At 66.1% G+C, this 19,675-nt stretch carries 11 protein-coding genes; 3 read left to right on the top strand and 8 right to left on the bottom strand.

Going from position 1 to position 19,675, the window contains the following annotated elements; translation table 11 throughout:
* On the top strand, positions 1 to 4,603 hold a 4,603-nt coding region (locus EIP75_RS17090; RefSeq protein ID WP_125244501.1), incomplete at its 5' end, for a beta strand repeat-containing protein.
* A gap of 316 nt (positions 4,604 to 4,919) precedes the next feature.
* Complete coding sequence (locus EIP75_RS17095; protein WP_125244502.1) at positions 4,920 to 8,171, top strand: type I secretion C-terminal target domain-containing protein; 3,252 nt, start codon at positions 4,920 to 4,922, stop codon at positions 8,169 to 8,171.
* 26 nt (positions 8,172 to 8,197) lie between these two features.
* On the opposite strand, the gene EIP75_RS17100 is transcribed toward EIP75_RS17095, so the two are convergent.
* Both EIP75_RS17100 and EIP75_RS17105 read right to left on the bottom strand, forming a co-directional pair.
* Positions 8,198 to 8,788, bottom strand: a complete 591-nt coding sequence (locus EIP75_RS17100) for a GNAT family N-acetyltransferase (RefSeq protein ID WP_125244503.1) — start codon at positions 8,786 to 8,788, stop codon at positions 8,198 to 8,200.
* 23 nt (positions 8,789 to 8,811) lie between these two features.
* A complete protein-coding gene (locus EIP75_RS17105; RefSeq protein WP_125244504.1) occupies positions 8,812 to 9,006 on the bottom strand; it encodes a hypothetical protein in 195 nt (64 codons plus the stop codon).
* 275 nt (positions 9,007 to 9,281) lie between these two features.
* Here EIP75_RS17105 and EIP75_RS17110 point away from each other — a divergent pair, with 275 nt between their 5' ends.
* Positions 9,282 to 11,135, top strand: a complete 1,854-nt coding sequence (locus EIP75_RS17110; RefSeq protein WP_125244505.1) for an ATP-binding protein — start codon at positions 9,282 to 9,284, stop codon at positions 11,133 to 11,135.
* A 4-nt stretch (positions 11,136 to 11,139) separates the two neighbouring features.
* On the opposite strand, the gene EIP75_RS17115 is transcribed toward EIP75_RS17110, so the two are convergent.
* The 6 genes from EIP75_RS17115 to EIP75_RS17140 form a co-directional block, all read right to left on the bottom strand.
* On the bottom strand, positions 11,140 to 12,186 hold the full coding sequence (locus EIP75_RS17115) for a fatty acid desaturase family protein (protein WP_125244506.1): 1,047 nt from the start codon (positions 12,184 to 12,186) through the stop codon (positions 11,140 to 11,142).
* 33 nt (positions 12,187 to 12,219) lie between these two features.
* Positions 12,220 to 13,086 carry a PaaX family transcriptional regulator C-terminal domain-containing protein gene (locus tag EIP75_RS17120; RefSeq protein ID WP_125244507.1) on the bottom strand — a complete coding sequence of 289 codons (867 nt, stop codon included), beginning with the start codon at positions 13,084 to 13,086 and terminating at the stop codon, positions 12,220 to 12,222.
* Positions 13,087 to 13,386: 300 nt separating this feature from the next.
* A complete protein-coding gene (gene uca, locus EIP75_RS17125) occupies positions 13,387 to 17,124 on the bottom strand; it encodes an urea carboxylase (protein ID WP_125244508.1) in 3,738 nt (1,245 codons plus the stop codon).
* A 111-nt stretch (positions 17,125 to 17,235) separates the two neighbouring features.
* Complete coding sequence (locus EIP75_RS17130) at positions 17,236 to 17,922, bottom strand: urea amidolyase associated protein UAAP2 (protein ID WP_125244509.1); 687 nt, start codon at positions 17,920 to 17,922, stop codon at positions 17,236 to 17,238.
* Between the two features lie 40 nt (positions 17,923 to 17,962).
* On the bottom strand, positions 17,963 to 18,667 hold the full coding sequence (locus EIP75_RS17135) for an urea amidolyase associated protein UAAP1 (protein ID WP_420797174.1): 705 nt from the start codon (positions 18,665 to 18,667) through the stop codon (positions 17,963 to 17,965).
* 137 nt (positions 18,668 to 18,804) lie between these two features.
* Positions 18,805 to 19,662: an ABC transporter ATP-binding protein gene (locus EIP75_RS17140; RefSeq protein ID WP_125244511.1), complete on the bottom strand. Its 858-nt coding sequence runs from the start codon at positions 19,660 to 19,662 to the stop codon at positions 18,805 to 18,807.
* Between the last annotated feature and the right edge of the window lie 13 nt (positions 19,663 to 19,675).

The raw sequence follows: 19,675 nt of genomic DNA on the forward strand, positions 1-19,675 counted from the left end.
GGGCGCCGAGACCGTCAAGCTCACAGCCAACACGGCGCAGAACACCACGCCAGCAGCGGGCACCGGCACGATCAATGACGGCAATGGCCTTCCCAGCCTGAGCATCAACGACGTCGAAGTGAACGAAGCGGCCGGCACGGCCACCTTCACGGTGACCCTGAGCGGCCCGAGCAGCACCCAGGTGACGGTGAACTACGGCACGCAGGATGGTTCGGCCAAGGCCGGCCAGGACTACACGGCCAACAGCGGCACGCTGACCTTCGCCCCGGGCGAGACCAGCAAGACCATCACGGTCGCGATCACCAACGACAACATCTACGAAGGCATCGAGCAGTACCAGGTGGTGCTGAGCAATGCCAGTGCCAACGCGCAGATCGGTGACGGCACCGGCGTCGGTGGCATCAACGACCAGGGCGGTCCGACCACGCCGCCCCCCGGCCCGAACGTGCCGCCGACCACACCGGACGATGACCGCCCGGTGGTCAGCAGCGTGAGCAGCCCGAGCGCCACGGAAGGCAGCCCGCTGGACTTCACGGTGACGCTGAGCAAGCAGAGCACGACAGCCACGAGCGTGACGCTCAAGCTGACGGGCGAGACGGCCACGCTGGGCACGGACACCGGCACGGTGCGCGTGTCCACCGACGGTGGTGCGACCTACCAGACCGTGACGGTGGCGGCCGATGGCAGCTTCACCGTGAGCGTGCCGGCCAACGCGCCGACCAACGCCCTGCACGTGCAGGTGCCCACGGTGGCGGACAACCTCAGCGAGGGCGCCGAGACCGTCAAGCTCACAGCCAACACGGCGCAGAACACCACGCCAGCAGCGGGCACCGGCACGATCAATGACGGCAATGGCCTTCCCAGCCTGAGCATCAACGACGTCGAAGTGAACGAAGCGGCCGGCACGGCCACCTTCACGGTGACCCTGAGCGGCCCGAGCAGCACCCAGGTGACGGTGAACTACGGCACGCAGGATGGTTCGGCCAAGGCCGGCCAGGACTACACGGCCAACAGCGGCACGCTGACCTTCGCCCCGGGCGAGACCAGCAAGACCATCACGGTCGCGATCACCAACGACAACATCTACGAAGGCATCGAGCAGTACCAGGTGGTGCTGAGCAATGCCAGTGCCAACGCGCAGATCGGTGACGGCACCGGCGTCGGTGGCATCAACGACCAGGGCGGTCCGACCACGCCGCCCCCCGGCCCGAACGTGCCGCCGACCACACCGGACGATGACCGCCCAACGGTGGCCAGCATCACCAGCCCTTCGGTGACGGAAGGCCAGCCGCTCGGTTTCGTCGTGAAGTTGAGCAACCAGTTCGACACGGCCGTTTCCGTCAAGCTGACGCTGACGGGCGGCACGGGAGCGCAGGGCAAGGCCACGATCGGCGTGGACACCGGCACCGTCGAATACTCCGTCGATGGCGGTGTGACCTATTCGCAGGCTGTGATCGCTGCTGATGGCTCGTTCACTGTGGTAGTTCCCGCCGGCACCAATGGCACCCGCGTGGACAGCATCCTGGTGCGCGTCCCTACGGTGGACGATGTGCTGCCCGAAGGTGCCGAGACGCTGACCCTGTCGGGTCAGACAACACGGGATGCGTCAGAAGGCCGGCCTGTGGTGGCAGGCACGGGCACCATCGTCGACAACGATGCCCCGCCCGCCGTCGATCTGGATGCCGACAACTCGTCCGGCATCCCTGGCAACGGCTACCAGACGACCTACACCGAGAACGGCACTCCGATCGCCATCGCCGACCTCGACATCCGCATCACCGATGTGGACAGCACGGTCTTGCGCGGTGCCACCATCAAGCTCACCAATGCGCAAACGGGTGACACGTTCGCCGTGGTCGGCACCCTGCCTTCCGGCATCTCGGCCAGCGTGTCCAACGGCACCATCACCTTGACGGGGGCTGCCTCTCTGGCTGACTACCAGACGGCCATCCGTCAGATCGGCTTTGCCAACACCACCGACACACCCGCCACGGTCGACCGCGTCATCACGGTCACGGTCAATGACGGGACTTCCGACAGCGCCGTTGCCACGACCACCATCAAGGTGATCGCCGTGAACGATCCACCGGAAGTGACGGACACGCCGACGAATCCGGGCGGCCCGGGTACCTCGTTCGATCCGAACACGGGCAACTACAGCCACACCACGCCCGAAGACACCCCGGTCAGCGGCCAGGTCAAGGCCACGGACAAGGATGGTGACGCACTGACCTTCACGAAGGGCAGCGACCCGGCGCATGGCACCGTCACCGTGAACCCGGACGGCACCTGGACCTACACGCCCAACCCTGATTACAACGGCGGCGACAGCTTCAAGGTGGTGGTCAGTGACGGCAAGGGCGGCACGGACACCTCCATCGTCAACATCGGCGTCACGCCGGTCAACGACGCGCCCGTGCTGGTGGCCCAAACCGCCGCCGTGTCGGAGGAAGGTCTGGCTGGTGGCTTGGCCGACAACACCGGCGCGCCCTCGGACACGACCAATGCGAGCACCGTCTCGGGCACGATCGCGGCGTCCGATCCTGATGGCGCCACACCATCGAACTGGACGCTGGAAGCGCCCACCACGGTCCTCACCTCGGGCGGTGCGGCCGTGACCTGGACGGGCAATGGCACCCAGACGCTCACCGCCACGGCGGGCGGTGTCACCGTGGGCACGCTGACCATCAACAACAGCGGCGGCTACACCTTCACGCTCAAGGCACCGCTGGATCACCCTGTGGCCAACGCCGAGGACGTGCTGCCGCTGAACTTCACGGTGCGTGCCAGCGATGGTCAGTTGACGAGTTCGACCACGCTGACCATCAACGTGGAAGACGACGCGCCCAGCGCCGCAGTGCCGCAAACTCGCGACACGTCGGGCATCGACTCCAACATCATGGTGATCCTGGACATGTCGACGTCCATGAACACGCTCGATGGTGTCAATGGCACGACTCGCCTGGCCAGCGCCATCGCATCCATCAACAGCCTGCTCGACAAGTACGATGCGCTGGGCGACGTGCGCGTGCGCCTGGTGACCTTCGGTACCAACGCACAGGCCCGCGGCGATGTCTGGACCACGGTGGCCGAAGCGCGCAGCATCCTGGCGAGCCTGGGCACGACCGCGCCGACCAACCAGGGCACCAACTACGACGAAGCGCTGGGCGATGCCATCACGGCCTTTGCCAGCGCTGGCAAGCTGTCATCTGCCCAGAACGTGTCCTACTTCATCTCCGATGGCGCACCGACGTTCGGCTCTGGCACCGAGAGTCAGCTCACCCCCACGGGGCAGAGCCCTGGTACGCCTGCCACCAATGGCTCCGGCAGCAACCAGGACGGCGGCGACACCGGCATCCAGGCCAACGAAGAGTTTCTCTGGAAGAACTTCCTTACCGCCAACCAGATCGACAGCTTTGCGCTGGGCGTGGGCGGCGTGACGGCAACGCAGCGCACCTTCCTGGACCCGATCGCCTTTGATGGCCGGGCCGTGGCCGAGCGCAATGGTGTCGTGGTCAGCGCGTTCTCGCAGCTCGATGGCGTGTTGGCAACCACGATTCCTGCGTCGATCAACGGCAACCTGCTGTCCGGCAGCTTCCTGGGCAACGGCAGCGTGGGCGCCGATGCGCCGGCGTATGTGAAGTCGCTGACGGTCAATGGCATCACCTACACCTACAACCCGGCCGATGGGGGCTCGATCACGGTGACAGGCGGCGTCAGTGCCGGCGTGTTCGACACCACCACCGATACATTGACGATCACCACCAAGCTGGCCGATGGCTCGACAGGCGGCAAGTTCATCGTCGACATGGATGGCGGCGACTACCGCTACGAGGTGCCGCCGGTGGTGCCGGCCGGTGGTGCCAGCGAGGTCCTGAACTTCGTGATCACCGACCGTGATGGCGACACGACGGGCTCGGCCCTGACCGTCAACGTCAGCAAGCCGACCGTGACCAACGGCACGGCGGGTGCGGACACGCTGAACGGCGGTTCCGGCATCGACTTCATCACCGGCGGCGAGGGCAACGACACCATCAATGGCGGTGCGGGCGACGACAAGCTGTACGGCAACAATGGCAGTGACATCCTGAATGGCGGCGCCGGCAATGACGTGCTGCACGGTGGGGCTGGCAACGACACCCTCAATGGTGGCGATGGCAATGACCTGCTCATCGGCGGTGCCGGCAACGACACGTTGACGGGCGGCCTGGGTTCGGATGTGTTCCAGTGGACACTGGCCGATCCGGGCACCAACGCTGCTACCCGGGCCACCGATACCGTCAAGGACTTCAACGTGGCGGCGGCTTCGGCCGGTGGCGATGTGCTGGATCTGCGTGACCTGCTCACCGGTGAGAACACCACGGGTGGTGCGGGCAACCTGCAGAACTTCCTGGACTTCGACACCAGCACCGGCAATACCGTGATCCGCATCAGCCCGACAGGCGCTTTCAGCAACGGCACCTACGCGGCCGCCAGCGACCATCAGCAGATCGTGCTGGAGGGGGTGAACATTCGCACCGGGCTGGGCTTGGCCGCCAATGCCACGGATGCGCAGATCATCACCAAGCTGATCCAGGACGGGAAGTTGCTCGTCGACAACTGAGGCCTCACGACTTGACTTGAAAGCCCGCCTTGATGGCGGGCTTTTTTCTGCCAATTTTCCAATATGCGAAAAATAGAAGGCGTTCCCTCTGAATGAGGGTGGGACAAAGCGTGTGGGGAGGAGAGCCCTCAACTGAGCAGCAAAGTGATCAGATGCCGAGAAACGTGCAAACCGTCACATTTGCAGAGGAGCCTTATCCGGATAGCTGAACATGGCTTCGTGATTTACCGCACTCAGCGGTGCGGTTTTTGGCTGGTTTGGCGCAGTGCGATCGGATTACATTGCAGTCAGTTGTATTAGCCCTCTGGAGTCGCCCATGCCTTTGCTCGCCAAATCCCAATCCGGGACCGTGACCGCACTTTGGGGCACAGCGTTCCTGCAGTTGCCGGATGGCACGCTCAAGCCGATCAAAGTGGGGGACCACCTGAACTGGGGCGAGCAGATCCTGACGTCTCAGGACGGCATCGTCCAGATCACCCGCCCCGACGGTCAGATGGCTGAGTTGCGGGCTGATGCGCTGGCGCCTTCCGATCTGGACCGGGACATCGCCGGGCTGGAAGACGGAGAGATCGACTTTGCAACCGCGGCTGGCCTGACCGGCGGCGGCGAGGGTGGGCTGACTCCCGGCCTGCGCGTGGACCGCGTCAGCGAGTCCGTGACCCCTCTGAATTTCGCTTTCGATACGGCCGGCCTTGGCCCGGGCGCACCGCTGGCGGGCGTCGAGCAACCGTTCATTGCCGACCAGGTGCCGGCGGTGACGTTGCCCACCTTGTCCGTGGGCAATGCCAGCACCATCGAGGGTGGCAATGCAGTGTTCACTGTGTCCTTGAGTGCGCCCTCCAGCACGTCGCAGACCTACGACCTGGCGCTGAGCGATGGCACGGCCGCGCAGGGCCAGGATTACGCAAACACCATCGAGGTGTCCTTCGACAATGGCGTGACCTGGGCGGCCGTGGTCAATGGACAGGTGGTGCTGCCAGCGGGCCAGACCGGTTTCCTGGCACGTGTGCCCACGCTCGACGACAACCTCACCGAAGCCACCGAGACCTTCACGCTGACCGTGTCCGGCGCGGGCACGGTCAATGGCAGCGCTGCAGGCATCGGTTCCATCGTGGACAACGATGCCCCGCCGGTGCTGGATCTGGATACCAACGACTCCAGTGGCACCACGGGCAGCGGCTACCAGACCCGCTACACCGAGAACGGGGAGCCCGTGCGCCTGGCCGATGCCGACGTGAGCATCACGGATGCGGACAGCGCCATCTTGAAAGGCGCCACCATCACGCTGACCAATGCGCAGGCCGGTGACGTGCTCAGTGTGCTGGGCACTTTGCCCTCGGGCATCACGGCTGCCGTCAATGGTTCAATCATCACCTTGACGGGCGATGCCAGTCTGGCCGCCTACCAGGCCGCCTTGCGAGAGATCGGGTTCTCAAGCACCGGCGACAATCCGTCCACGGCGGCCCGCAGTGTCGAGATCACCGTGACCGATGGCGGGCAGATCAGCAACACGGCCGTGACCACCATCGAGGTGGTCGGGGTGAACGATGCCCCCACCGTGTCGGCCACCTCTGGCACCGTCTCTGAAGAGGGCCTGCCCGGCGGGGCCACCGATCCCAATGCGCCGTCGCCCGAATCGGCTGTGTTCAGCGGCAAGATCGACGTGTCTGATCCTGACGGAGATGCCACCACGATCACCCTGACCGGCCCTGGCGGCATCTATGGCAGCAACGGCAGCGAAGTGATCTGGACCAGCGATGGCAAGGGCGGCTTGATCGGCACCGCTGGCTCGACCCCCGTGGCCACGCTGACCATCGATGCCGCCGGCAACTACACTTTTGAGCTGAAGGGCCCGTTGAAGCACAGCGCGCAGGGCGAGGACACGCTGGACCTCACGTTCGGCGTCAGCGTCAGCGATGGGCAAGGCGGCACGGGCACCACATCGTTCACCGTCACGGTGCAGGATGATTCACCGGCCACACTGCTTCCCGTCACCGACACGGTGCAGGTGCTGGACACCAACGTGCTGATTGTGTTGGACGTGTCAGGCTCGATGAACAACCAAAGCGGCATTGGCGACCTGAGCAGCCTGCAGGCTGCCATCCAGTCGATCAACGCGTTGCTGGAGAGTTACGACCAGTTCGGCAATGTCTCCGTGCGTCTGGTCACCTTCTCGGATACCGTGCAGGCCCTGGGAACAACCTGGGTCAGCATTGCGGAGGCCAAGACGCTGCTGGCCAACATCTCGGCCATTGGCAGCACCAACTATGACTACGGCCTGTCGGCCGCAGAGGATGCGTTCGCCAGCGACGGCAAGATCAGCGGTGCGCAGAACGTGTCCTACTTTTTCTCCGATGGGGACCCGACCCTGTCCGATGCCAACCCGAAGGGGACGGCGTTCGGTGGCAACAACGATGGCAACGTCACCAACCCGGAGTTGGGTGACGGCATCGATGCCTTGGAAGAGGCCGCCTGGCAAGCCTTCCTGGACGCCAACCGGATCACCTCCTATGTGGTGGGCCTGGGGGCCAGCGTCAACCAGAGCAACCTGAACCCGATCGCCTACGATGGTCAATCGTCGTCCGATCTGGACGCCACGGTGGTGACCGATCTGGCACAGCTTGGCTCGGTGCTGGCCGGGACGGTGAAGCAGACCACCAGCGGCTCCTTGTCCGATGGGCAACTGCTCGGGGCCGATGGCTTTGGTCACATGCAGAGCATCACGGTCGATGGCGTCTCGTACACCTACGATGCGGCCAACCCGGTGGTGTCCATCACAACGGCGCTGGGCCAGTCGCTCACGGTCAATTTCGATACCGGAGCCTATACCTACTCCGTGCGTGAAGCCCTCGGCAGCAGTGCCACCGAGAACTTCAGCTATACCCTGGTCGACAGGGATGGGGACAGCGCATCGTCCACGTTGACCATCGAGGTGCAGCGCACCGTGGTGGCCGAGGGGACGGCCTCTGCCGACACCTTGACCGGGCAACTGGCAGATGCCAACGTCATTCTGGGTCGGGGTGGGAACGACATCATCATTGGTGGTGCGGTTGGTGACCAACTGTTCGGCAATGAGGGCAATGATGTGCTGCGGGGGCTGGGCGGCGATGACTTCCTGCACGGTGGTGCGGGCAACGACACGCTGGTGGGCGGCGTGGGCAGCGACACCCTGGTGGGGGGGCTCGGCTCCGACGTGTTCCGTTGGGACCTGGGCGATGCCGGCACGGGTGTTGCACAGCGCCCTGTCGACACCATCAAGGACTTCGACGTGGCAGCGCCCGCCGCGGGCGGTGATGTGCTGGACCTGCGCGATCTGCTGGAGGGCGAGAACACCGGCAACCTGTCCAACTACCTGAACTTCGAGACCAGCGGTTCGAGCACCGTGATCCGGGTGAGCACCACCGGCGGCTTTGCCAATGGCACTTACGCCTCAGGTGCCGACAACCAGCAGATCGTGCTGGAGGGCGTGAACCTGCGAAGCGGTCTGGGCCTGGCGGCGGACGCCAGCGGCGCACAGATCATCGGCAAGCTGATCGAGAACGGCAAGCTGCTGGTGGACAACGGCTGAGGCCTGGGCCGCGGACTGCGGTGTGCTCAGTCGAGCTGCTCCAGGCGAGCCTGCAGACGCCTCTTCACCCCGGGCCATTCGTCTTCGATGAGGCTGAAGCGCACGGAGTTGCGCTTGTGCCCATCGGGCATGATGCGCTCATGACGCAGGATGCCTTCCTGCTGCGCGCCCAGGCGCAGGATCGCGGCGCGGGATGCGGCATTGCGCTCATCGGTCTGCAACTGCACACGTATGCAGCCCATGCTGTCGAATGCTTCCCCCAGCATCAGCAGCTTGGCTTCTGTGTTGGCGAAGCTGCGCTGCCACGAGCGGGCCAGCCAGGTGTGTCCGATCTCCAGCTTGCGATTGTCCCGGTCGATCTTCCAGAACCGTGATGAGCCGATGACCTGACCAGTGTCACGCAGGGTGGTGACGAATGGCATGACATGGCCTTGCCGCTGGCCGTCGAGAGCCCGAGCGATGTAAGCCTGGACTGTTGCTGCCGAAGGCACCACGGTGAAAGGCAATGACCACAGCTCGCCATCGGCGGCGGCTTCGACCAGGGCATCGGCATCGCTCGCCAGCAAAGGGCGCAACACGATGCGCTGGCCGCTCAGGGTAGGGACGGAATGGCTCATGAACGGCTCAATGCGGCGGCATGTCAGGACACGGCGGCACGCTTGAGCTTGTGGTGATACACGAATCCAACGGTCACCAGTGTGCCTCCGCAGACCAGCTCCGACAGCCCAACCAAGGTGAAGGTCAAGGAGCCGTTGTACAGGCCGCTCGCCAACGCCGGGACACCTGCTGCGAACATCACGCCACCGGCGATCCAGAAAACTTGAGGTTTCTTCATACGTTGTTGGTGGCCTGAGATCGCGGCCACTGCTGAATATCGTAGGGCATGTGGAGACGCGCCAGAGCGCCGCTGCCCGTATTCGCGCGTCGGATGAAGGGATTGCGGACGCTGGGGGGCGCACGCAGGCAAAGCCCCCAGGCCAAGGGGTTAGGGCGCTGCAGGATTTCACGAACTTGCGCGGCAAACCGGCGGTTGTCCCTCTGCATTGTTTCAGCGGCTTGAAGGACACTCCCGGGAGACCGGAAGCGGTTCCGGTGCTGAGGTTGTTGTTAATGAGGTTGTTCTCATCGTCCAGCCTGGATGCGCTGCGCAAGCGGGGCAGCCCGGAGATGGAAGCGCATATCGTGGGCGTGCGTGAGCGCGCCGCGCACGAGATGATCCCCATGGCGATGGTGTGTTCGCTGTTGACCTCCCTGGCGCTCGTGCTGGTGCTGCGCGACAAGGTCTCCATGCTGGCCCTGGGCTGGTGGTTGGCCACCCGTGTGCTGATCGCGCTCTTGCGTTCCGTGCACACCTGGATGTTCATGACAGGCCGCCTGGCCGGTCGGCCGTCCATGCCGGTGTACCGCGCGCTGGCGGGCATGGACGCCGTGCTGTGGAGCGCGCTGGGTTGGGGGCTCACGCCCATCTGGAACCTGGAGGTGGCCGTGATCACGGTCAGCACGCTGATCGGCGTGGCGGCCCTCGGTGGGTTCATGCTGCACATGGACTTGCGTGCCACCAGCTTCTTCATCGTGCCGCTGCTCTTGCCCAACGCGTTTTATGCGGGCAGCCGGCAGGACGAGATCGGCTGGTTCTGTCTGGTCGCGGTGCTGGGCCTGATGGGCATGCTGCTGTTCGAGGCCACGCGGTCGGGGCGCCGCATCACGGAGCTGCTGCAGTTGCGCTTCCAGGCTGACCAACTGGCCCAGGCCCAGGCGAGCGCGCTGACTGAAGCGCAATCGCTCAGCGAGATGAAGGGCCGCTTCGTGGCCACGATGAGCCACGAGATGCGCACGCCGCTGCACGGCATCCTGGGCGTGGCACGCATGGTGCGCCAGCAGGCCCGTGATGCACAGACCCTGCGTCACATGGACCTGATCCAGGGGGCCGGCGAACACTTGGTGAGTGTGATCAACGACGTGCTGGATTTCTCCCGCATCGAGTCGGGCGGCATGCCCCTGCACGAGCAGCCCTTCGACCTGCATGCCTTGCTCGACAACGTGGCCGACACCTGGCGCGTGAGCTGCGAGGACAAGGGCGTGCGCATGGAGGCCGTGCTCGACATCCCGCCGGGCAGCCAGGTGCAGGGCGATCCGGTACGCCTGCGGCAGGTGCTCTACAACCTGCTGGGCAATGCCGTGAAGTTCACGGCCCAGGGTCATGTACGCCTGAGCGTGGGGCGCACCAGTGCCGCCATGGTGTCTTTCCGCGTGGAGGACACGGGCGTGGGCATCCCCAAGGACGAGGTGCCTCGCATTTTCGAGGCTTTCCGGCAGGCCGAGGACACGCACCGCCGCCGTCTGGGTGGCTCGGGCCTGGGCCTGACAATCTCGCGCGAGCTGTGCGTGGCCATGGGCGGCGATCTGCGCTGCAGCAGCCAGGAGGGGGTGGGGTCGGTGTTCGAGTTCACACTGCCGCTGGCCAAGGTGATGCAGCTGGGTGCACCGCCCATGCCCGCGCTGCGTGGCCGCAACGCCCCCCGCTTCGATGGACATGCGCCACCATTCCAGGGCTGGACCCTGGCCGACGGGCCGCCACCGCATGTCTTGCTGGTGGAAGACAACCCCGTCAACGCGCTGGTGGCCGAGGCCGAACTCGCGCGCCTGGGTTTGCGGGTCACGGTGTGCACCAATGGGCGGGAGGCTGTCGATTGGCTGGAGCGTGAGGCGGCAGACCTGGTGCTGATGGACTGCGAGATGCCGGTGCTCGACGGACTCCAGGCCACGCGTCGCATCCGTGAGCGTGAACTGGTGCAGGGCCGTGCGGCCGTGCCCATCGTGGCGCTGACCGCGAATGGTCCCGAGGTCTACGGCGACAGATGCCGCCAGGCCGGCATGAACGACCACCTGCTCAAGCCCTTCCAGCCGGAAGAGCTGGCCCGCCTGCTGGGGCGCCATTTGCCCCGCCAGCCGTGCCCCGCGTGATGGCTCAGGCGTTGGCCGTGAACGTGGGGTTTCGTGCGCTGGCCTGCCTCAGCACGTCCAGATAGCCTGGCGCTGGGGGCAGGGCGTGCCTGTCGCGGAGCATGCGGTGCATCAGAGGCAATCGGTAGTAGGGCACGGAGGCCATCACATGGTGCTCCAGGTGGTGGTTCACGTGCACCGGTGCCACGGTGATGCGCGCCAGCCAGCCCGCACGCGTGGTGCGGGTGTTGACGAACATGTCAGGCGTGCGTTCCAGGCAGCCGTGCTCGGCGATCGAACGGATGCGGATGAACAGTGGCAGCGGCGTGATGTAGGCCAGCACCCAGACCCCGTACAGCCATGCATGGCCCGCCAGCGCCAGCAAGCCCCACAGCACGCCATTGGCCAGCAGCATGGGTGCCATGTTGCGCAAGGCGCTGACCACGTAGTGGTACCAGCGCCGGCCGTTGCGGGGCAGCCTCTGGATGTCGTTGGAGACCGTCCACTTGATGACGCCAGCGTCCATCAGGATCAGGCCGTAAAGCGTCTTCAAGCCGGTCAGGCCCGTGATGTCGCGCAGGAATTTGCGCACCAGCGAACGGCGGGTGACCGGGTAGTCGACGTGCAGGGACAGGTCCGGGTCGGCCTCGGTGCCCGTCTTGGTGTGATGAACGAAGTGGTGGGCGCGGTACTTGTGCAGGTGCTGCCACACGGGACGCGCGCACAGCCAGTCCACGATCACGTCGTTCATCCAGCGGGTCTTGAACAAGGTGCCGTGCGAGCCTTCGTGCTGCAGGATGGCCAGGCACAGTTGGCGCCCGGCGATGACCACCAGCGCGCCGACAAAGGTGAACACATTGGGCCAGCGTGCCAGCACCGCGAAAGCACCCGCGATGACCATCCAGGTGGAGATGATCGCCCAGGCGCCTCGCCAGTCAGAGCGTGCCGTGAGCTGGGCGATCTGCTCGCGCGTGAACAGTTCGTTGATCTTGCGCCGCGTCGTGGCTGGCAGCACCTTGGGCGTGGCGCTGTCGGGTGCGGTCTTGTCTTGGAGGGCGTGGCTGGCGGTCATGGGGACACCTCGCGAACGAGGCGTGGCTTCAGGTCAGTGAGGGCGTTTGCCCGGTGGTGACACCTTGGTACTGATAGTGCCATTGGTGTCTTCGATGGCAGTGTCGATGCGGCCGCCGGACAGCAGATGCGCCAGCAGCTTCTGCCAGATCACGTGTCCCATGCGGTCGTAGGCCTGCACTGCTTCGTTGAACGCACGGCGCTCGGCCACATCAACCAGGGGCTCGGGCAGCAAGGGATCGAACACAAGCTGCCGGATGGCCTCGTTGCCCAGCAGATAACTTTCTCTCGCGGCAACTTCCGTATCAAGCTGGGCGGCATGCGCCATCCAGCGTTCGAGCTTTTGACGCGTGGCCTTGTAGCTGGTCGTGAGGGCCTGCCCGTTCCAGAGCTGGCGGGCGGTCTGCTCGCGGGCAGGGTCCAGGTCGTGCGCGGAAAACACCGGGGCGTTGGGATCGAGGCCCAGCTTGTACAGGCGCTCGCGCACCACCGGGGCATGGCCTACCAGGTTGTCGGGGCGCAGGTACAGCGTGGGCTCCAGCTCGCGAAAGCCCGCCATGGTCAAGGCACGTTCGCGAGCCCGCAGGGCGGGGCGGTCGCTGCGGCCCAGGGCGCCGGTGCTGACGATCAGCCAGCGGCCATCCCAGTCGCAGGCGCGTTGCTCGATCGTGCGCCAGCGGGACACGTCGTCGGCCAGCGGGGCGGCCTGGGGGCCCAGGCGGTAGCTGCCACGGCCCGCGGCTTCTACCAGGCCTGCAGCGGAGAGGCGTACCAGGGCCACCCGCACGCTGTTCTCGCGAATGCCAAACAGGGCGCAGGCGCCGACGGCCTCACGCGAGGTGAGCGGGCCATCAGCGGCCATCAGCAGGTTGAGGATGAGGTGCTTCGGGTTTGGCGCCATGGTGCTGTCTTGATCCTGTGTGAATGTTAGAGACAGATTTGTTTCTCTGTCAACATCATTTTGATTTTCTACGCAATTTGTTCAATGCGACGCGGAATGGTGGGTGCCTGCCCATGACTGACGTGGCGTGTGTGTCACGGTAGATGGGTGACAGTGACATGTCCGAAAGTATGCCTCCATGCCGGGTGCCTGAACGGGCTCTGTGCGATCAGCACGTGACAAGGGCCACCCCGGGTCGTGCGGTGTGCACGACGGGTGGCCCTGTACAGTCGTCGTTGGTTGGCGCTGGGACAGTGCCCGTCAGGGGGCCAGCACGACCACGTCCTGGCCCGCGGTGACGCCGCCGCCTTCCTTGCAGCGCACGCTCAGCACGGTGCCCTTGAGAGGCGCGATGACGGGAAACTCCATCTTCATGGATTCGACCACGGCCAGGGTCTGGCCTTCATCGACCGTGTCGCCTTCGGCCACCAGCACTTTCCAGACGCTGCCCGGCACGGGGCTGCCCACAGCGGTGGCGCCTTCAGGCAGGGCGCTGTCGTCGGGCGGCGGTGAGGCGTCCAGTTCGCTGAGGCTGCCATCCTGGCCGGAGGCCTTCCAGCGCTCGCGTTCGGCGTCGAACGCGGCCTGCTGGCGTTGCTTGAACGCATCTATGCCTGCCGCTTCATGCTGCAGGAACTGGCGGTACTCGCGCAGGCTGAAGGTGCCTGGCTCGATGCGCAACTTCAGACGGCCGGCGGGAAAGTCGCGGCGCATCTGCAGCAGCTCTTCCTCGCCCACCGGGTAGAAGCGGATCTGGTCGAAAAAGCGCAGCAGCCAGGGCTTGCCGGCCTCGAAGTCCGCCGCCCCGTGGCGCTCGTCGCGCCATCGGTTCCACATCTGCACGGTGCGTCCAACGAACTGGTAGCCGCCGGGGCCCTCCATGCCATAGACGCACAGGTAGGCGCCGCCGATGCCCACGGCGTTCTCGGGCGTCCAGGTGCGGGCGGGGTTGTACTTGGTGGTGACCAGGCGGTGGCGCGGGTCCAGAGGCGTGGCCACCGGGGCACCCAGGTAGACATCGCCCAGGCCCATCACCAGGTAGCGGGCATCGAAGAGGATGCGCATGACATCGTCGATGCTGTCCAGGCCATTGATGCGTCGGATGAACTCGATGTTGCTGGGGCACCAGGGCGCATCGGCCCGCACCGACTGCATGTACTTCTCGATGGCCAGGCGCGTGGCGCTGTCGTCCCAGGACAGGGGCAGCCACACGGTGCGGGTGGGCACGGTGAGGTCGTCCAGCGAGGGCAGGGCGGCTTCGGCCCGGTCGATGGCCTGCAGCAGTTGGGCACGTGGCAGGCGGCTGGGGTCGAAGTGGATCTGCAGGGAGCGGATGCCCGGCGTCATGTCGACGATGCCGTCGAGCCGCCCTTGCTGGCGTTGCGCATCGAGCGCTGTCATCAGCGCGTGCACGTGAAAACGCAGCGTGAGGTCGAGCACCAGCGGGCCGTATTCGACCAGCAGGTAGCGGTCGCCGGCCTGGCGGATGCAGCGGGCGGGCTTGTCGCCTTGTTCGTCGCGCTGGGCCAGGATGGGGGACAGGGTGGTGGTGACGTCGCTGGCGGGGATGCCTGTGGGGAGTGTCGGCGGTGTGGCGGAAGCGGTGAGGTTCGAACCCACAGAGGCGATCTGGTCGTCTCGAGCCCGCTGCAGCGCTTGCGCCTGTTCATGCGTCAACGCGATGAAGCGCAGCGTATCGCCCGCCTTGAGCTGCCCCAGTTTCCATCGCTCGGCCGCCACCACCACGGCCGGGCAGACGAAGCCACCCAGGCTGGGGCCGTCCGGGCCGAGGATCACGGGCATGTCGCCTGTGAAGTCGATGGCCCCGATGGCATAGGCGTTGTCGTGGATGTTGGAGGGGTGCAGCCCCGCCTCGCCGCCATCGGTGCGTGCCCATTGCGGCTTGGGACCGATCAGGCGCACGCCGGTGCGGCTGCTGTTGTAGTGCACCTGGTAGTCGGTGGCAAAGAAGGTGGCGATGTCGTCTGGCGTGAAGAAGTCCGGGGCACCGTGCGGGCCGTAAAGCACGCCGATGGTCCAGTGGCGGGCGAACCGGTTTGGCGCGGCAGGGGCGGATGCCAGCAATGCACGAGCCTCGGTTCGATCAGGCCGTGTCACACCTTGAGGCGCACCATCCAGCGCTGCGAAGGCATGCAGCATGTCACCGGTGCGCAGCGTGCGGCCCGCGTGACCACCGAACTGCCCGAGCGTGAAAGTGCTGCGGCTGCCGAGGTAGGTGGGCACGTCCAGCCCGCCCTGCACGGCCAGGTAGGTGCGTGCGCCGCCTTCGCTCAGGGCCACAGGCCCGAGCTTGACCGTGCTGCCGGCGGGCAGGTGCAAGGCCTGGTTGAAGGCGTCTTCAGCAGGCAGCGGTTGGCCGTTGAGCACCACGGCCATGGGTGCGCCGCACAAGGCAATCACCAGATCGCTGTGCAGCTTGAGCGTTGGGCCGGCCACGGTGCACTCCAGCGCGGCGGCGCCTTGTTCATTGCCCACCAGCCGGTTGGCCAGGCGCAGGTGCAGGTCGTCCATCGGGCCGGAGGGGGGCACGCCCACGTCCCAGTGGCCGGTGCGGCCGGGCCAGTCCTGCACGGTGGTCTGCACGCCGCCGTCCAGCACCTCCAGTGCACGCGGGTGCCATGCGAAGCCGCCCAGCGTGCTGGTGATGATGCGGCCCTGGGCGAACACCTCGGCTCCAGTCACGGCGCGCAGGTAGCGCAGGTTGGTCTCGATGCCGGCCAGTCGGGTGGCCTTGAGCGCGTCGCGCAGCTTGAGCACAGCCTGCTCGCGCGTGTCGGCGGTGACGATGAGCTTGGCGATCATCGGGTCGTAGTAGGGCGGCACGTCGCTGCCGGTGTCCACCCAGCCGTCCACGCGCACGCCTTTTGGGAAGGCCACTTCGGTCAGCACACCCGCGCTGGGCTGGAAGTTGCGGGCCGGGTCTTCGGCGTACAGACGCACCTGGATCGAGGCGCCCTGCGGCGCTGGGGCAAGCAACGGCCATTGATCGCCGCGCGCCAGCCGCACCATCCACTCGACCAGGTCCACGCCGGTCACCTGTTCGGTCACACCATGTTCGACCTGCAGGCGCGTGTTGACCTCCAGGAAGTAGAAGGCACCGGTGTCGGCGTCCAGCACGTATTCCACGGTGCCGGCGGAGCGGTAGTTCACGGCCTGGCCCAGGCGGGTGGCGGTGTCCAGCAGGGCGGTGCGGGTGGCTGCTGCCAGGTGCGGCGCAGGGGTTTCTTCGATCACCTTCTGGTTGCGGCGCTGGGCGGAGCAATCACGCTCGCCCAGGGCGACCACGGTGCCGTGGCCATCACCGAACAGCTGCACTTCGATGTGGCGCGCACGCTCCACGAACTTTTCCAGGAACAGGCCGGCATCCTTGAAATTGGCCCGAGCCAGGCGTTCCACGGCCTCATAGGCCGCGTCAAGCTCGGCCTCGTTGCGCACCAGACGCATGCCGATGCCGCCGCCGCCAGCGGTGCTCTTGAGCATCACGGGGTAGCCGATGCGCAAGGCCTCGGTGCGGGCGTGGTCCGCGCCCTCCAGCAGGCTGCTGCCGGGCAGCAAGGGCACGCCGTGCGCTTCGGCCAGCGCGCGCGCCGTGTGCTTGAGGCCGAAGGCGCGCATCTGCTCGGGCGTGGGGCCGATGAAGGCGATGCCGGCGTCCTCGCAGGCCTGGGCGAAGCCGGGGTTCTCCGACAGAAAGCCGTAGCCGGGGTGGATCGCGCCGGCCCCGGTCTCGCGCGCGGCGGCGAGGATGCGGTCGGCATCCAGGTAGCTCTGCGCGGCAGGCGCAGGGCCGATGCAGACGCTGGCATCGGCCAGGGCCACGTGGCGCGCGTCGGCATCGGCCTCGGAATAGACGGCCACGGCCTTCAGGCCCATCTTGCGCAAGGTGCGGATGATGCGGCAGGCGATGGCGCCACGGTTGGCGATGAGGACTGTGTCGAAGCCGCGGGCGGCAGAAGCAGGGGTGTCGGACGTGCTCATGGAACGGCGGGCGCTTTCGTCGGCGTGAAGCAGGTCGTCCTGCCGTATCGGATGTCCAGGCGGGTCGTCCCGCCGGGGCTGTGGCGTGTCAGCCGAGAAGGGCGCAAGGGTTCAGGCCGGATCCCACAGCAGAAAGCGCGCGGGGGTGGGGTTGTAGGCGTTGCACGGGTTGTTGAGCTGCGGGCAGTTGGACACCAGCATCAGGATGTCCATCTCGGCGCGCAGCTCCACGTACTTGCCGGGGCCGGACACGCCATCGGCGAAGGTGAGCTGGCCGTCTTCGGTCACAGGCACGTTCATGAAGAAGTTGACGTTGGGCACCAGGTCGCGCTTGCCCAGCCCGATGTCGGCGTGCTGCAGGGCGACCAGGTAGTTGTCGCGGCAGCTGTGCATGAACTTCTTCTGCAGGGCGTAGCGCACGGTGTTGCTCTCGGCCGCGCAGGCACCGCCCAGGGTGTCGTGCCGGCCACAGGTGTCGGCGGTGAAGGTGAGCATGGGGTGGCCTTCGCTGCTCATCAGCATTGAACCGGTGGTCAGGTAGATGCCGCCTTGCGCCAGCATGGTGTTGGTGGCGCTGTAGTGCTCTGCCGGATCGTTGGCGTTGTAGAAGATCACGTCGACGGCCTGGTTGCCTTCGAGGTCGACGATGCGCAGGGTCTGGCCCTTGGCGAAGCGCAGCAGGTAGGGTTCGCCGGAGGGCAGGGTGTGGTCCAGCACGGCCTGGGCAGGGTCCAGCAGGCTCTCGTGCAGGCGGGTGGCGGCGGCGCTTGCCGTGGGCAGGTCGGTCAGGGCGTTCATGTCGTGTCCTTGTCTGGTGTGATCGCGCAGGGCGCGGGGATCACAGGTACTGCATGTCGGCGTTGTGGAGGGCGCGTGCACATTCGGGCCTGAAGGCACGGTTGAAGTCTTCCTTGGGTGCGGGGCCGGATCGCCACGCGGCCAGGCCAACTTTCTTGGGTGTATAGCTGGGGGTTGGGTCCAGCGGATGTGGCGCGGTGGACAAAGCGATCAGCGTGTCCATGTCGAAGCGCAGCTCGACCATGCCGCCAGCCGGCGTGTGTTCGGGCGTGAACTGGAAGCGGCCTTCCGCATCCACCGACACCTTGCTGAAGAAGTTCACCGGGGCGATCAGGTCGCGGCGGGCCAGGCCATGCTTGCCGATCTCGATCAGCAGGCCATCCTTGCCGCTGCGGTGCATGGCATTGCGGTGGGTGTGGAAGGTGCGGGCATCGGTTGCGTACTTGGCCTGCAGGCGCTCGGCATCGAGCAGAGCGCCCAGCGGGTCGTGCCAGCCCACGGTGTCTTCGGTGATGCTGGCCAGCGAGCAGCCCATGTCGCTCATCAGGGTGTGGCCACGCGTGTAGTGGGCCGTGTGCTGGGCCTTGAGCGAATCGGGCATGTTGTAGCGCTCGAGCTTTTCCCTGGCGTGGTAGAGCACCATGCTCAGGTTGGCGCCGGCCTCCAGCGCGACCATGCGCAGGCGGCTGCCGCGTGGCATGCGGTACGACCAGTGCCCGCCGCCTGGCACGATCTCGGACCACATCACGCGGTCTTCGGGCAGCTCGGGGGCGAAGCGCTTCCACAGCGCCAGCGCATCGACGGGGGTGTCCGGCTGGCGAAGATCAGACAGATCGGACAGTGCGGTGAGGTGTTCCATCGTGGTTCAGTCCAGGTGCGTTGTCATTCGATGGCGCCGGTGGCCACGTCCTGCACGGAGCGGTTGAGCTTGTCGAGCAGGTCCAGGTCGGTCTTCATGCCGGAGGTGTCGCGGATGCGGTCCAGCAACTGGCGCTTGAGCTGCAGGAACTCGGGCGAGAGCTTCATGTCGCGGTGTCGATCGGGCGGCAGCGGCACGTTCACGATGCTGTCGATGCGGCCGGGGCGCGGCGCCATCAGCACCACGCGGTCACCGAGGTAGATGGCCTCGTCCACATCGTGCGTGACGAACACGATGGTGGTGCGCTCCAGCTTGTGCACGTGCTTGATCAGGTCGTGCATCACCTCGCGGGTCTGCGCGTCCAGTGCGCCGAAGGGCTCGTCCATCAGCAGGATGGGTGGGCGGCTCATCAGCGCACGGGCGATCGCCACGCGCTGCTGCATGCCGCCCGACAATGCTGCCGGGTAGGACTTGGCCACGTGGGTCAGGCCCATCAGTCGCAGCAAGGCATCGGCTCGGCCGGCCGCATCTTCCACATCGGCGCTGGTGCGGCCTTGCGTGTGCGTCTTGAGCTGGCGGCAGAACTTGATGTTGTCCAGCACGCTGAGCCAGGGGTAGAGGCTGTAGTGCTGGAACACCATGGCGCGGTCCGGGCCCGGCGCGGTGATGAGGCGGCCGTCCACGCTCACGCGGCCCTGGCTATAGCCCTCCAGGCCGGCGATGGTACGGAGCAGGGTGGATTTGCCGCAACCCGAGGCGCCCACGAAGGTGACGAACTCGTTGGGACCGATGTTGAGGGACACATCGCGCAGCGCGGGTGTCGTGGCGCCTGGGTAGTACTTCCAGACGTGATCGCACTGGATGCCGAGGGCTTGGGTCATGAGGTGGCTCCTG

It is taken from the genome of Aquabacterium soli (genome assembly GCF_003933735.1).
Lineage (GTDB): Bacteria > Pseudomonadota > Gammaproteobacteria > Burkholderiales > Burkholderiaceae_C > Aquabacterium > Aquabacterium soli.

What these genes read in the sequence shown, in the direction of transcription:
- EIP75_RS17130 (WP_125244509.1), bottom strand. Translation starts at nt 17,922, where the DNA reads ATGAACGCCCTGACCGACCTGCCCACGGCAAGCGCCGCCGCCACCCGC.
- EIP75_RS17140 (WP_125244511.1), bottom strand. Translation starts at nt 19,662, where the DNA reads ATGACCCAAGCCCTCGGCATCCAGTGCGATCACGTCTGGAAGTACTAC.
- uca (WP_125244508.1), bottom strand. Translation starts at nt 17,124, where the DNA reads ATGAGCACGTCCGACACCCCTGCTTCTGCCGCCCGCGGCTTCGACACA.
- EIP75_RS17115 (WP_125244506.1), bottom strand. Translation starts at nt 12,186, where the DNA reads ATGACCGCCAGCCACGCCCTCCAAGACAAGACCGCACCCGACAGCGCC.
- EIP75_RS17120 (WP_125244507.1), bottom strand. Translation starts at nt 13,086, where the DNA reads ATGGCGCCAAACCCGAAGCACCTCATCCTCAACCTGCTGATGGCCGCT.
- EIP75_RS17110 (WP_125244505.1), top strand. Translation starts at nt 9,282, where the DNA reads ATGAGGTTGTTCTCATCGTCCAGCCTGGATGCGCTGCGCAAGCGGGGC.
- EIP75_RS17105 (WP_125244504.1), bottom strand. Translation starts at nt 9,006, where the DNA reads ATGAAGAAACCTCAAGTTTTCTGGATCGCCGGTGGCGTGATGTTCGCA.
- EIP75_RS17135 (WP_420797174.1), bottom strand. Translation starts at nt 18,667, where the DNA reads ATGTGGTCCGAGATCGTGCCAGGCGGCGGGCACTGGTCGTACCGCATG.
- EIP75_RS17100 (WP_125244503.1), bottom strand. Translation starts at nt 8,788, where the DNA reads ATGAGCCATTCCGTCCCTACCCTGAGCGGCCAGCGCATCGTGTTGCGC.
- EIP75_RS17095 (WP_125244502.1), top strand. Translation starts at nt 4,920, where the DNA reads ATGCCTTTGCTCGCCAAATCCCAATCCGGGACCGTGACCGCACTTTGG.